Here is a 14,323-nt window from a genome sequence, read left to right on the forward strand (position 1 = left end):
GACGATGACCACCCCTGTCGCCATCGTCGGCATGTCGGTGCTCCTGCCGGGGGCACCGGACCTGGACACCTACTGGCGCAACATCACCACCGGCGTGGACGCCATCACCGACGTCCCCGCGGGCCGGTGGGACGCCGACTACTACGAGCCGGACCTGGAACGCCGGGCCGACCGGGTCTACTGCCGCCGCGGGGGTTTCGTCGACCCGCTGGCGGAGGTGGACGTCGTGAGCTTCGGGATCATGCCGAACTCCGTGGCGGGCACCGAGCCGGACCAGCTGATCGCCCTGCACGTCGCCGCGGCGGCCATCACGGACGCGGGCGGCGACCGGTGGCTCCCGGCCGACCGCGAACGCGTGGGCGTGATCCTCGGTCGCGGCGGCTACCTCACGCCCGCGCTGGCCCGGCTGGACCAGCGGGTGCGGACCGCGCGGCAGCTCGTCCGCACGCTCGGGCAGCTGATGCCCGAGCTGGGCGACGACAAGCTGGAGCAGGTGCGGCAGGCGTTCAGCGACCAGCTCGGCCCGGACTCCCCCGAGTCCGCGATCGGGCTGGTGCCGAACCTGGCCGCGTCCCGCGTGGCGAACCGGCTCGACCTGCGCGGCCCCGCCTACACCGTGGACGCGGCCTGCGCGTCCTCGCTGGTCGCGGTCGACCACGCCGTGCGCGAGCTGGCCGACCGGCGCTGCGACGTGATGCTCGCGGGCGGTGTCCACCACTGCCACGACATCACGCTGTGGAGCGTGTTCACCCAGCTCGGCGCGCTGTCGCCGAGCCAGCGGATCCGCCCGTTCCACCGCGGCGCGGACGGCGTGCTGATCGGCGAGGGCACCGGTGTGGTCGTGCTGAAGCGGCTGGCCGACGCCGAACGCGACGGCGACCGGGTCTACGCGGTGATCACCGGGACCGGCGTGGCCAGCGACGGCCGCACGGCGAGCCTGGTCAACCCGGACACCGGCGGCCAGGTGCGGGCGATCCGGCAGGCGTGGCTCGCGGCGGGCACCGACCCGGCGGAGCCGGGCTCGATCGGCCTGCTGGAGGCCCACGGCACGGCCACCCCCGCCGGTGACACGGCCGAGCTGGCCACGCTGGCCGAGGTGTTCGGCCCGGCGTCGGCGACCGACCGGCCGGTGATCGGGTCGGTGAAGTCGATGATCGGCCACACCATGCCAGCGGCCGGGGTCGCGGCGCTGGTGAAGGCGGCTTTGGCCGTGCACCACGGGGTCCTGCCCCCGACGCTGCACTGCGACGACCCGAACCCCGCGCTGGAGGCGACCCGGTTCCAGCCGATCGCCGAGGTGCGGCCGTGGGTCGGCGAGGTACGCCGGGCGGGCGTGAACGCGTTCGGGTTCGGCGGCATCAACGCGCACGTCGTGCTGGAGCAGGCGCCGAACAGCAGGCCGGGACCGGCGTCCGTGCGCGAGCCGGAACGGGTGCTGCGGCTGTCCGCCGCGTCACCCGGCCACCTAGCGGCGATGCTGGACACCGACGACGCCACGGTGCTCGCGACCGGTCTCGACGAACGCGAGGCCGCCACCGGCCCGACCAGGCTCGGGATCGTCGACCCCACCCCGAAACGCCTCGCCCTGGCCCGCAAGGCCGTGGCCAAGGGCAAGGGCTGGCGCGGCCGCAACGACGTGTGGTTCGCCCCGACACCCCTGCTGGGCGACGGCGGCGGCAAGCTGGCGTTCCTGTTCCCCGGTCTGGAGGCGGAGTTCGCGCCGTCCGTGGACGCGCTGGCCCGCCGCTTCGGCCTCGACTGGACGTCCGACGCGCTGGTCGGCGACGTCGGCAGGCACGGCAAGGGCGTGTTCCAGCTCGGCAGGCTGCTCGACACCGCGTTGCGGCGGCTGGGCGTGCGGCCGGACGCGGTCGCCGGGCACAGCGTCGGCGAGTGGACGGCGATGGCCGCGGGCGGGATCCACGCGGGCCACCAGGTGGACGCGTTCCTCGACCGGTTCGACCCGGACGCGCTGCGCGTGCCGGGACTCGCGTTCGCGGTCCTCGGCGCCCCGGCGGACCGGGTGCTCGCCGTGCTGGCCGACCAGCGCGACGTGGTGCTGTCGCACGACAACGCGCCGAGCCAGTCGATGGTCTGCGGTCCCGCCGACGCCGTCGAGGCGCTGGTGCTGCGGTTCCGCGCCGACGGCGTGATCAGCCAGGTGCTGCCGTTCCAGTCCGGGTTCCACACGCCGATGCTGGCGCCGTACCTCGACCCGATCCGGCGCGCCGCCGACGGGTACGACATCAACCCGTCCGCGGTGCCGGTGTGGTCGGCGACGACCGCGAGCGAGTACCCGACCGACGCCGACGACGTGCGCGACCTGTTCGTGCGGCACCTCCTGGAACCGGTGCGGTTCCGGCCGATGGTGGAGGCGATGCACGCGGCCGGGTTCCGGGCGTTCGTGCAGCTCGGCGTCGGCCAGACCGGGTCGCTGGTCGCGGACACGTTGCAGGGTCGCGACACCCTCGTCGTGTCCGCGCACTCGCCGCACCGCGACGGGCTCGACCAGCTGCGCCGCGTGGTGACGGCGCTGTGGGTGGACGGCGCCGAGCCGGACGTCAGCCCGCTGCTGCCGACGACTCCCCGCCGCAGGGCCCCGGTCCGGCTCGACCTCGGCGGGGCGCTCATCTCCCTCGACGCCCGCACCCGGCTGCGGATGCCCGGTCAAGCGTCCGCTTTGGACGGTCTGGTCGACGGGTCGCCGCTCGCGGCGGAGTTGTCGTCGCTGCTGCGGGACACCGCGGACGCGGCCGCCGAACTGCTCACCGCCCGCAGGCCCGCGCCCGCGCCGACCCGGCTCGACAGCGTGCTGCGGGTGTCCGTCGACACCATGCCGTACCTGCTGGACCACTGCTTCTTCCAGCAGCGGCCCGGCTGGCCCGACCACGTCGACAGCTGGCCGGTCGTACCCGCGACGACGGTGATCGGCCACCTGATGGCGTTCGCCGAGCAGGCCGCTCCCGGTCGGCGGGCCGTCGCGGTGCACGACGTGCGGCTCAGCCAGTGGATCACCGCCATCCCGTCGGTCGACGTGCCGGTCAGCGTCGTGCCCGCGGGCGACGACCGGGTGCTGGCCTCGTTCGACGGCTACTCCCGCGCGGTGGTCGAGCTGGCACCGGAGTTCCCCGCCGCCGCGCCCGCGCCCTGGACGTTCACCGGCGAGCGCACCCCGGACCTGACCGCGCGCGAGCTGTACGACGAGCGCTGGATGTTCCACGGGCCGCGGTTCCAGGGTGTCGAGGAGCTGACCGCCATCGGCGCCGAGCACGTGCGGGCCCGGCTGGTCACGCCCGCCGCGCCCGGCGCGCTGCTGGACAACGTGGGCCAGGTCCTCGGCTACTGGATCATGGCATCGCTCCCCGACCGCACGACGGTGTTCCCGGTGGCGATCCGGCGGATCCGCTTCCACGGCGAGCACCCGGCCGCGGGCGAACGGCTCGAATGCCTGGTGCGCGTCACGTCCGTGACCGACACCGCCCTGACGGCGGACATGCAGCTGGTGCGCGGCGGGCGGGTGTGGGCGGAGTTCGACGGCTGGTCGGACCGCCGGTTCGACAGCGACCCGAACATCCGGGCCAACGACCGGGCCCCCGGCCGCAACACGCTGTCCACTGTGGAGGAAGGCGGCTGGACCCGCGTGCACGAGCGGTGGCCCGACCTGGCCACCCGCGAGCTGATCATGCGCAACCAGCTGGGCAGCGCGGAGCGCGAGCAGTACGACGCCGAGCCGCCGCGCGGCAAACGGCAGTGGCTGTTGGGCCGGATCGCCGCGAAGGACGCCGTGCGCCGCTGGATGTGGGACCACGGCGAGGGCGAGGTGTTCCCCGCCGAGCTCCTGCTGCGGGGCAAGGAGGTCGTGGGCGTGCACGGGCGGGAAGCTCCCGCGCTGACCGTCTCGGTGGCGGCCCACGGGGAGCTCGGCGTCGGGATCGCGGCCCGTGGCCGGTGCGGCATCGCCGTGGAACCGGCCGACGCGCCGGACGCGGAGCTCAAGGCGACCAGGGCCGCCCTGGTCGCGGCATTCGGAGCGCACCACGAGGACGGCGCGGTCCCCGTGGTCCGGTCCGCACGAGTCGGCAACCCGCCGGGACTGCCGAGCAGGGAGTACATCGTGGCCTGGACGGCCGACGACGAACGGGAGATGGGCACATGAGCGTCGACACCACCGCGCCGGTTACCGGGGGTCAGGTCACCGAGGACACCGTGCTGGCCGAGATCTCCGGGATGCTGCGCGTCCTGCTCGACGAGTACGGCCTCGACGACGTCGAGATCACCATGGACACCAGGTTCCACGAGGACCTGGAGCTGGAGAGCATCGACCTGGTGTCGCTCTCGGCCGACCTCAAGGAGCGCTACGGCGACGAGGTCAACTTCGCCGAGTTCATCGCGGGCTTCGAGCTGGAGGAGATCATCGCGATGACCGTCGGCCAGCTGGTCGACCACGTCGTGGTCTCGCTGCGCGAAGCGGCCCGCGGATGACGAAGATCCTCGCGGGCGACCTCGACACGCACGTCCAGCGCCTCCCCCCGACGGTCCCGGTCGACGGGGAGGCGCCGGTCGTGGTGTTCATCCACGGCCTGCTCACCGACAGCCTGGCCAGCTACTACTTCACGCTCGGCCCCGCGTTCGCCGCGGCGGGCGTGGACGTCGTCATGTACGACCTGCGCGGCCACGGCAAGTCCGACCGGCCCGCGACCGGGTACCAGCTGGAGCGGTTCGTGGCCGACCTGGTCGCGCTGCTGGACGCCATGGAGATCACCCGGCCGGTGCACCTGGTCGGCAACTCCTTCGGCGGCAGCATCGCGTTCGGGCTCGCCGCGGCGCACCCCGACCGGGTCGCCACGGTGATCGCGATCGAGGCCGAGCCGCCGGTGCGGGCGTGGACCGTGCGGATGGCCGAAGGGCTCGACCTGGCCAAGTCGCAGCTCACCCAGGACGCGGTGATCGACTGGATCGCGGTCAACAACGGCAGGCACACCGCCCGGCTGTCACGGGCCGCGGGCAGGCTGCTCCAGGTGACCTCGATGCTGGAGGACATCCCGGTCAGCGACACGATCTCCGACGACCTGTCCGCGATCCGCTGCCCGGTGCTGGCGATCTTCGGCGCGGACTCGGGGCTGTCGCGGCAGGTGCCGTACTTCGAGTCCTACCTGTCGTCGTGCCGCACGGTCGTGCTGCCCGACCAGGGCCACTCGGTGCTGATCGAGCGCACCGACGAGACCAGGGACGCGATCCTGGGCTGGGTGCGCGACCACGCGCTGGGGCGGGTCGGGTGAGCCGGTTCCTGTTCGTGGTCCCGCCGCTGGTCGGGCACGTCAACCCGACGATCGGCGTGGCCGCGGAACTGGTGGCGCGCGGCCACGCCGTCGCGTGGGCCGGTCACCACGACGTCGTGCGCAAGCTGGTCGGCGACGACGCCGCGGTGCTCGACTGCGCGTCGCCCGAGCTGGCCGCGCGCGGCTCCGACCTGACCGGCCCGGCCGCGTTCCGCTTCCTGTGGCAGGACTTCCTGCTGCCGCTGGCCCGCGCGATGGCACCCGGCGTGCGGGCGGCGGTGGCGGAGTTCGCGCCGGACGTGGTCGTCGCCGACCAGCAGGCCGTCGCGGGCGGACTGGTCGCCGAGGAGCTGGGACTGCCGTGGGTCACCTCCGCGACCACGTCCGCCGAGCTGGTGGACCCCTTGTCCGGCATGCCGAAGGTGAAGACGTGGCTGGCCGAGCGGATCGACGGGCTGCGCGGCGGTTCCGGCGGCCCCGACCCGCGGTTCTCCCCGCACGGCGTGCTCGCGTTCACCACCCGTGAGCTGCTCGGCCCGGTCGAGCTGCCGCACGACGACGTGTGGCTCGTCGGCCCGTCCGTCCTACCGCGACCATCCACATCGGACTTCCCGTGGGAGTGGATCGTCGAGGGCACGCCGACCGTGCTCGTCACCCTCGGCACGGCCAACGCCGACGCGGGCCACCGGTTCCTCGCCCAGGCCGCGCAGGCGTTGTCCCGCCTGCCCGTCCGCGCGGTGCTGGTCGACCCGGACTCCTCGCTGAGCGAGGTGCCGGACAACGTCCTGGTGCGGCGGCACGTCCCCCAGCTCGACCTGCTGCCCCGCGTCGACGCCGTGGTCTGCCACGCGGGCCACAACACGGTGTGCGAGTCGCTGTGGCACGGCGTCCCGCTGGTGGTCGCGCCGATCCGCGACGACCAGCCCATCGTCGCCGGGCAGGTGGTCGCCGCGGGCGCGGGCGTGCGGGTGCGCTTCTCCCGCGCCACCTCCGCGCACCTGGCCGACGCCATCACGACCGTGCTCGACGACACCACCGGCCACCGGCGGGCCGCGGCCGTCGTCGGCGACTCGTTCCGCGCGGCGGGCGGCGCTGCCCGCGCCGCCGACCACCTCGAGAAGGTGTGAGACCACCATGCCCGGATCACTCGGCACCCTGCTGTCCTACGCGCGGCCGCACCGCCCGGTGCTGCTGTCCACGCTCGCGCTGACCCTGCTGGCCAGCGCGTGCGGACTCGCCCAACCGCTGGTGGCGCAGGACGTGCTGACCGCCCTCGGCACCGGCGCGGGCGTCGCCGGACCGATCGCGATGCTCGCCGGGCTGCTGCTCGCGGGCGCGGCGCTGACCGGCGCGACCTCGTGGCTGCAGCAGCGCACGTCGGAGAGCGTCGTGCGGGACGTGCGCAAGGGACTGGTTTTCCGGCTCATCCGGCTGCGCGTCCCCGAGCTCGACCGGCGGCCACCCGGCGACCTCATCGCACGGGTCACCTCGGACAGCACGCTGCTGCAGAGCGCGGCCACCGAGGGCCTGATCATGGTCGTCAACGGGGCGCTGACGCTGGTCGGCGCGATCGTGCTGATGGGCACCCTGCACCTTGGCCTGCTCGGCGTCACGCTGCTGGTGCTGCTCGGCGTCGCCGCGGTCCTGACCCTCGTGCTCCCCCGCATCCGGCAGGCCGTGGCACGGGCGCAGGAGTCCGTCGGCGCCATCGGCGCCACCCTCGACCGCACGCTGGGCGCGGCGCGGACCGTGAAGGCGAACGGCGCGGAGGACCGCGAGACCGCGCTGGCCGAGGGCGCCGTGGACGAGGCCTACCGGGCCGGGCTGGTCGGCGCGCGCTACGCGGCGATCGTCAGCGTCGTGTCCGGCGCGTCGATCCAGGGCGCGTTCCTGGCCGTCCTCGGGTTCGGCGGGATGCTGGTCGCGTCCGGCGGCCTGTCGGTGGCCGCGCTGATCGCGTTCCTGCTCTACGTTTTCTTCCTGGCCGGTCCGATCGCCTCGCTGATCGGCGGCGCGAGCAAGATGCAGCAGGGCCTCGGCGCGGTCGGCCGCATCGAGGAGGTGCGGGACATGCCGATCGAGGACGACGTGGCCGCGCTCGTCGCGCTGCCCGACGGGGTGCCGCCGCCCGCGATCGAGCTGCGGGACGTGCGCTTCTCCTATCCCGGCCGCGACCCGGCGCTCAAGGGCGTCTCGTTCGTCGTCCCCGGCGGCACGCAGACCGCGCTCGTCGGCCTGTCCGGTGCGGGCAAGACCACGATGTTCGCGCTGCTCCAGCGGTTCTACGACCCGTCGGACGGGATGGTGCTGCTGGCCGGGCAGGACGTCTCGACGCTCACCCGCGCCGAGGTGCGCCGCCGGATCGCCTACGTGGAGCAGGACGCCCCCGCGATGGCCGGGACGATCCGCGAGAACCTCCTCTACGCCGCCCCCGACGCCGGTCCCGACGACATCGCCGAGGCGCTGCGGGTGACCTGCCTCGACCAGCTCGTCGACGGGCTGGCCGACGGCCTGGACACCCCGGTCGGGCCGCGCGGCGTGACGCTGTCCGGTGGTGAGAGGCAGCGGCTGGCCATCGCGCGTGCGCTGCTGCGCAAGCCGCAGGTGTTGCTGCTCGACGAGGCAACCGCGCAGCTGGACGCCCGCAACGAGCAGGCGCTGCGCGACGCCGTGACGCAGGCCGCACAGCGGTGCACCGTGATCCTCATCGCACACCGGCTGTCCACCGTGACCGAGGTCGACCAGATCGTGGTGCTGGAACACGGGATCGTGCGCGCCCGCGGCACGCACCGGTCGCTGGTGGACGACGACGAGCTGTACCGCGAGCTCGCGTCGACCCAACTGCTTGCCGATGCTATGGAATAGTCGGGTGGGTGCCCGTACGCAAACCGCTCGTGCTCGCCATCTGCTGCATGAGCCTGTTCATCGTCGGGCTCGACGCGACGATCGTGAACCTGGCCCTGCCGTCGATCCGCCACGAGCTCGGCGCGTCGGTGACCGGTCTGCAGTGGACGGTCGACGCGTACACGCTCGTCCTGGCCGCGCTGCTGGTGCTGTCCGGGTCGACGGCGGACCGGCTGGGCAGGCGGCGGACGTTCCAGGTGGGACTGGTGCTGTTCAGCGTCGGCTCGCTGCTGTGCAGCATCGCGCCGAACGTCGGGCTGCTGATCGCGTTCCGGATGGTGCAGGCCGCGGGCGGGTCGATGCTCAACCCGGTCGCCATGTCGATCATCACGAACACGTTCACCGAGAAGCGCGAGCGCGCCCGCGCGATCGGGGTGTGGGGCGGGGTCGTCGGGCTGAGCATGGCCGCCGGGCCGCTGGTCGGCGGCGCGCTGGTGCAGACGATCGGCTGGCGGTCGATCTTCTGGCTCAACGTGCCGGTCGGCGTGCTCGCCGTCGTGCTCACCGCCCTGTTCGTCCCCGAGTCCCGCGCCGACCGCCCCCGCAGGCTCGACCCGGTGGGGCAGCTGCTGGTCGTGCTGGTCCTCGCGGGAACGGTGTTCGGCATCATCGAGGGCCCCGGCACCGGATGGGGCTCGCCGCTGATCGTCGGCAGCTTCGCCGTCGCCGCCCTGTCGCTGGCAGGACTGCTCCACTACGAGCCCCGGCGTGAGGACCCGTTGCTGGAGCTGCGGTTCTTCCGCAGCGTCCCGTTCTCCGGCGCCACCGTGATCGCCGTCTGCGCGTTCGCCTCGCTGGGCGGGTTCCTGTTCCTCAACAGCATCTACCTCCAGGAGACCCGCGGGTTCTCCGCGCTGCACGCCGGGCTGCTCACGCTCCCGATGGCCGCGATGACCGCCGTGTTCGCGCCCCTGTCCGGCCGGATCGTCGGCACCTGGGGCGCACGCGTGCCGCTCGTCGTCGCCGGGATCGGGCTGACCGCCGCGGGCGTGCTGCTGACCCGGCTCGGACCCGTCACGCCGATCGCGCTGCTGGTCGTGGCCTACGCGGCGTTCGGGATCGGGTTCGGGATGGTGAACGCGCCCATCACGAACACCGCCGTGTCCGGGATGCCCCGTGAGCAGGCCGGGGTCGCCGCGGCCATCGCGTCGACCAGCAGGCAGGTCGGCGCGGCGCTCGGCGTCGCGCTGATCGGCGGGTTCGCGGGGAGCGTCGTCGGGTGGTGGATCGTCGCCGGGTGCGGTGTCGCCGTCGGCGTGCTCGGGGTCGTGACGACGAGTCAGCGGGCGTTGAAGTCCGTGCTGTAGTGGATCTTCTTGGCCGGGGTGGTGCGGGCCACGTCCAGCATCGCCAGGCCGAGGTTCTCGGTCGTCGTGGTCGCCTTGGGCAGGATCCGGTGCAGCAGCGGGTAGGCCTTGGAGAGCACGGTGTAGACCGCCTTCATCCACGGGACCTTCGGCGTGACGCCGTGCAGGGCCTGGATGTAGCCGGGGCGGAAGGCGTAACCGTGGAACGGCAGCGCCATCACGTCGTTCTCGGTCTTGCCCTTCACGCGGGCCCACATGGAGCGGCCCTTCTCCGTGCTGTCGGTGCCCGCGCCGGAGACGTAGATGAAGGTCGAGTCCGGGTTGAGCTCGGCGAGGGTGCGGGCGGCGGCGAGGGTGAAGTCGTAGGTGACGCGGGTGTACTCGGGTTCCTTCATGCCGAGGGAGGAGACGCCCAGGCAGAAGAAGCAGGCGTCGTAGCCGGAGAGCCGGTCCTTGACGCCGGAGAAGTCGGTGAAGTCGCGGTGGACCAGTTCGGTGAGCTTGGGGTCGTGCTTGCCGGTGGGGGTCCGGACGATGGAGAGGACGTCGGTGACGTCGGGTGCTAGGAGGGATTCGCGGAGCACGCCCTGGCCGACCATGCCGCTGGCGCCGAAGAGGATGACCTTCATGGGCGCAGGTTAGTGGGGGGTGAGGGGTGTGGCGAGTTCGCTTGGTGCGTGGCTGGGTGGGGGTTACGACCCGTGGTGGTGTGGTCGATTTGACTTGGGGCCCCTTTTTTGGGCTTTGTCGGCGTAAAAGGGCAGGTGGTAGAGCGTGCCCGCCGACTAATTGTAAGCCCAAAAACCCCAAGTCAAATCGACCACGGTTGCGTGCTTTCGTTGCGTACCAGCGGCTTTCTTGAGTCGGCCGTTGGTTGGTGTCTTGTGCAGGTCAGATGTCTTGCTTTCCAGCGTCTTTCTGGTGTTTGTCCTTGTGCCCTACAGCAGTGTCAGTTGGTCTCTGTCGATCCCACGCTGCGTGGGGATGTTGGCGGGTAGTGCGCCGTCTGGCCAGCGGCCGTTGTCGTCGCCGGGGATGCCGGTGGGGTCGCGGTGGGGTTTGGGGGTGAGGCCGTGTTTGCGGAGTAGGGGTTTGAGGCGGGCGGTGAGCCAGGTGCGGTAGCGCTTGTCGGCGTAGCTGCCGGTGCCGTAGAGGTTGCGGTAGCCGTCGAGGAGGTCCGGATGTTCGCGGAGGAGCCAGTGGGCGAACCATTCGCGGGTGCCGGGGCGGAGGTGGAGGGCGAGGGCGGTGACGCCGGTGGCGCCGGCGGCGGCGATCTGGCCGAGGAGGGCGTCCAGGTGTTCCTTGGAGTCGGTGAGGGCGGGCAGGACCGGGGCGACGAAGACGCCGCACGGGAGGCCTGCGTCGCGGACCCGGCGGATGAGGTCGAGGCGGGCCTGGGGGCTGGGGGTGCCGGGTTCGAGGGAGTGCTGGAGGTCGCGGTCCAGCAAGGCGAGGGAGACGCCGACGCCGACCGGGACGGACTTGGCGGCCTCGGCGAGCAGGGGGAGGTCGCGGGCGAGGATGGTGCCCTTGGTGAGGATGGAGAACGGGGTGCCCGAGTCGGCGAGGGCCTTGATGATGCCGGGCATGAGGCGGTAGCGGCCCTCGGCGCGCTGGTACGGGTCGGTGTTGGTGCCCATGGCGACGTGCTCGCGCTGCCAGCGGGTGGAGCGGAGCTGCCTGGTGAGGACCTGGACGGCGTTGACCTTCACGACGACCTGGCTGTCGAAGTCGTGGCCCGCGTCCAGGTCGAGGTAGGTGTGGCTGTTGCGGGCGAAGCAGTTGTGGCTGACGACGCCGTTGGCGACGAAGTCGCCGGTGCCGGTGGTGATGTCGAACAGCGTCCGGTCCTCGCCGAGCGCCTTGATCGCGACGACGCCGATCGCGGTCTCCAGGTGGGCGCCGGTGATCGTGCGGGCGCTGCTGCGGGCGGGATCGGTGGTGTGGCAGAAGCGCAGGGCCTCGGCGGCGCCGCCGCGCAGCCTGGTGACGCCGTCCTCGACCGTGCAGTCGAAGTCGAGGCGCTTGAGGCCGAGCACAACGGCGTCCACGATCGGGTGGTCCGTGCGGATGCGCAGGACACCGTCCTCGCAGCGGCCCGCCGCGTCGAACACGCCCGCGAGGAAGCCCTTCGTCCAGTCGTCGCGCGGCGCGACCGGCCACTCGACGCGGTCGCGGTCGGCCTCCGCGTACCGCTCGGCGCGGTCGAGCGCCTCCGGCTCGGTGGTCAGACCGCCGCGCACGACGCCCCACAGGTAGCCGTTGCGGTAGTCCGGGGTCTCCTCCGGGCCCGCCGCGAACCCGCCGACGCCGACCAGCCGGTCGCCGACGGCCAACCGGGGGCGCTCGCAGCGACCCGCGGAAACGTGCTTCCAGCCGTCCGTGCTGAGGAACCGGTGGTCGCCGCTGGTGACCAGCTCGGTGCCGTCCTCCAGCACGACCCGGTAGGCGAGCTTCACGGTCCTCCAGTGCGCGAGGACCGTGGTCCGGACGTACCGGCCGTCCTTCGTGCCGCACACCTCGTCGCCGACCTCGACGTCCACGAGCGGCTTGGTGCGGCCGTCGGCGAGCAGGATCGGCGTGTCGCCCGCCAGGCAGTAGGTGCACCCGTGGGAGCAGCCGCGGTACGGGTTGACCGTCCACTTGAACGGCATCGGGGACGAACCGGGCACCTTGTTGAGGACGGACTTGGCGTGCACCTCGTGGAACACCACGTCGGCGAACTCGGGAGTTCGTACGCTGCGCACGACCCCCGGCAACCCCGGTAGCGCCTGTTGAGGTGCCGCCCCGTCCTTCTGCCCGTCCCATCGCATGCCGCCATTCGAACATGTGTTCGAACCGACGTCAATCGGAGGAGCGCCCGTGTCGTTGCTCGACGTGGTCCTGGTCCCCTTCAACACCACCGCCGTCACGTTCGCGGGCGCACCCACGAGCTGGGGTGAGGTCATCGGGTTCGTCACCGGCGCGCTGTGCGTCTGGCTGGTCGCCCGGCAGAACGCGTGGAACTGGCCGATCGGCATCCTGAACAACCTGGCGTTCCTGGCGCTGTTCGCCACCAGCGGCCTCTTCGCGGACTCCGGCCTCCAGGTCGTCTACCTGGGGCTCGCGCTCTACGGCTGGTGGTCGTGGCTGCGCGGCGGCGACCACCACACGCCCCTGCCGGTCAGCCGCACGACACCGGCGCAGTGGCTGTGGCTGCTGGTCGCCGGGGTGGTGCTGACCGGCCTGCTGGTGTGGATCCTCACCGCCTACACCAGCTCCACCGTGCCGTGGGCCGACGCCGTCACGACGGTGCTGTCGCTGCTGGCGACGTGGGGGCAGACGCGCAAGAAGGTCGAGTCGTGGTGGCTGTGGATCGCCGCCGACGTGATCTACGTGCCGCTCTACGCCTACAAGGACCTGTGGCTGACCGCGATCCTCTACGTCGGGTTCATCGCCCTGTGCGTGCTCGGCCTGCGGTCGTGGACGAAGGACCTGCGCGCGGAGCTGGTCGCCGCGTGACCCGGTTCCGGCACGCCCTCGTGCTCGGCAAGTTCTACCCGCCGCACGCCGGGCACCACCACCTCGTCCGCACGGCGGCCGGGCGCAGCGACCGCACGACGGTCGCCGTGCTCGGCTCCAGCGCGGAGTCGATCCCGCTGGCCGAGCGGGTCGCCTGGCTCGCCGCCGAGCACGCGGCCGATCCCGGCGTGGCCGTGCTCGGCGACCTCGACGACCACCCGATGGACTTCGAGGACGACGCGATCTGGGAGCTGCACGTCGGCGTGACCCGGTCGGTGCTGGCCCGCCGCGCGATCCTCGACGGCGACCCGACCGGCGCACCGGTGGACGTCGTGTTCTCCAGCGAGGCCTACGGCGACGAGCTCGCGAAACGCCTCGGCGCCGAGCACATCCCGGTGGACCCGTCGCGGTCGACGTTCCCGGTGTCGGGGACCGCCATCCGGGAGGACCCGCGGGGCAACTGGCACCACCTCGCCCCCGCCACCCGCCGCGGACTGGCCGCGCGGATCGTCGTGGTGGGGGCGGAGAGCAGCGGCACGACCACGTTGTCGCAAGCGCTTGCGAGCCAGCTGGGCGCGCCGTGGGTGCCGGAGTACGGCCGACGGCACACCGAGCTCAAGCTCGCCGCCGCACGGGCCTTCGACCCGGAGGCCGGACTGGACGGTCTGGTGTGGACGGTCGGCGACTTCGTGGACGTCGCCGTGCGGCAGCAGGCCGACGAGGACGCCGCCGTGGACGGTCCGCTGCTAGTGTGCGACAACGACGCGTGGGCGGCGACCGTGTGGGGCCACCGGTACCTCGGGACGCCGCGCGCGGACATCGCGCCGAACGCCCGCAAGCCAGCGCTGTACCTGCTCACCGACCACGTCGGGGTGCCGTTCGAGCAGGACGGGTGGCGCGACGGCGAGGAGCTGCGGGGGTGGATGACGGAGCTGTTCACCGCGGGACTGGCCGCACGCGGGGTGCCGTGGCGACTGGTCACCGGGACGCCGGGGGAACGGCTGGCGCAAGCGCTCGCGGTCACGACGGAGGTGCTCGCCGGGCACTTCCGCTACTCGAAGCCGTTGGGAGGCTAGTGCGGTGATCACGAACCCTTGCCGGGGAGTTCCGTCGTCCAGGCGGTCCCTCGGTTCTCCGCCCCCGCGCCCTCGTACTGGCAGTACGGGGCGCGGGGGCGGAGAACCGAGCGAGCGCCTGGGCCCGGAAATGCCCGCCAAGGATCGTGGTCACCGCACTAGTGTCCCGAGTTGTTAATTCGTGTGCAGTAGCGTGCGATGGAGTCGAGGATCTGGTCGGCGGTCTTGGTCCATACATAGGGCCGTGGCTCGT

At 72.6% G+C, this 14,323-nt stretch carries 10 protein-coding genes; 8 read left to right on the top strand and 2 right to left on the bottom strand.

Features of this window, described 5'->3' with window-relative positions; translation table 11 throughout:
- Positions 1-4 precede the first annotated feature (4 nt).
- From CLV43_RS23080 to CLV43_RS23105, 6 genes are read left to right on the top strand one after another with little or no spacing between them, the layout of a single operon-like run.
- Positions 5-4,156 (top strand): type I polyketide synthase, encoded by a 4,152-nt coding sequence (locus CLV43_RS23080; RefSeq protein WP_106189377.1) that lies wholly within the window; start codon positions 5-7, stop codon positions 4,154-4,156.
- Positions 4,153-4,482 (top strand): acyl carrier protein, encoded by a 330-nt coding sequence (locus CLV43_RS23085; protein WP_106189299.1) that lies wholly within the window; start codon positions 4,153-4,155, stop codon positions 4,480-4,482. Before CLV43_RS23080 ends, CLV43_RS23085 begins: the two co-directional genes overlap by 4 nt.
- Complete coding sequence (locus CLV43_RS23090) at positions 4,479-5,279, top strand: alpha/beta fold hydrolase (RefSeq protein WP_106189300.1); 801 nt, start codon at positions 4,479-4,481, stop codon at positions 5,277-5,279. Before CLV43_RS23085 ends, CLV43_RS23090 begins: the two co-directional genes overlap by 4 nt.
- Positions 5,276-6,406, top strand: coding sequence for a glycosyltransferase (locus CLV43_RS23095; RefSeq protein ID WP_106189301.1), 1,131 nt, complete (start codon positions 5,276-5,278; stop codon positions 6,404-6,406). The genes CLV43_RS23090 and CLV43_RS23095 overlap by 4 nt, the downstream gene beginning before the upstream one ends.
- A 7-nt stretch (positions 6,407-6,413) precedes the next feature.
- Positions 6,414-8,144 (top strand): ABC transporter ATP-binding protein, encoded by a 1,731-nt coding sequence (locus CLV43_RS23100; protein ID WP_106189302.1) that lies wholly within the window; start codon positions 6,414-6,416, stop codon positions 8,142-8,144.
- Positions 8,145-8,152: 8 nt separating this feature from the next.
- Entirely contained in the window at positions 8,153-9,490 is a 1,338-nt protein-coding gene (locus CLV43_RS23105) for an MFS transporter (protein ID WP_342749804.1), read from the top strand.
- Here the strand turns inward: CLV43_RS23105 and CLV43_RS23110 are convergent.
- Positions 9,463-10,119: a Rossmann-fold NAD(P)-binding domain-containing protein gene (locus CLV43_RS23110; RefSeq protein WP_106189303.1), complete on the bottom strand. Its 657-nt coding sequence runs from the start codon at positions 10,117-10,119 to the stop codon at positions 9,463-9,465. The genes CLV43_RS23105 and CLV43_RS23110 overlap by 28 nt on opposite strands.
- Before the next feature lie 309 nt (positions 10,120-10,428).
- Entirely contained in the window at positions 10,429-12,306 is a 1,878-nt protein-coding gene (locus CLV43_RS23115; RefSeq protein ID WP_146174878.1) for an intein-containing Rv2578c family radical SAM protein, read from the bottom strand.
- A gap of 49 nt (positions 12,307-12,355) precedes the next feature.
- On the opposite strand from CLV43_RS23115, the gene pnuC reads away from it, so the two are divergent.
- Positions 12,356-12,994 carry a nicotinamide riboside transporter PnuC gene (gene pnuC / locus CLV43_RS23120; protein WP_211304482.1) on the top strand — a complete coding sequence of 213 codons (639 nt, stop codon included), beginning with the start codon at positions 12,356-12,358 and terminating at the stop codon, positions 12,992-12,994.
- Positions 12,991-14,070, top strand: a complete 1,080-nt coding sequence (locus CLV43_RS23125; RefSeq protein ID WP_106189304.1) for an AAA family ATPase — start codon at positions 12,991-12,993, stop codon at positions 14,068-14,070. Before pnuC ends, CLV43_RS23125 begins: the two co-directional genes overlap by 4 nt.
- The last annotated feature ends 253 nt before the right edge of the window (positions 14,071-14,323 follow it).

The organism is Umezawaea tangerina (genome assembly GCF_003002815.1).
Taxonomy (GTDB): domain Bacteria; phylum Actinomycetota; class Actinomycetes; order Mycobacteriales; family Pseudonocardiaceae; genus Umezawaea; species Umezawaea tangerina.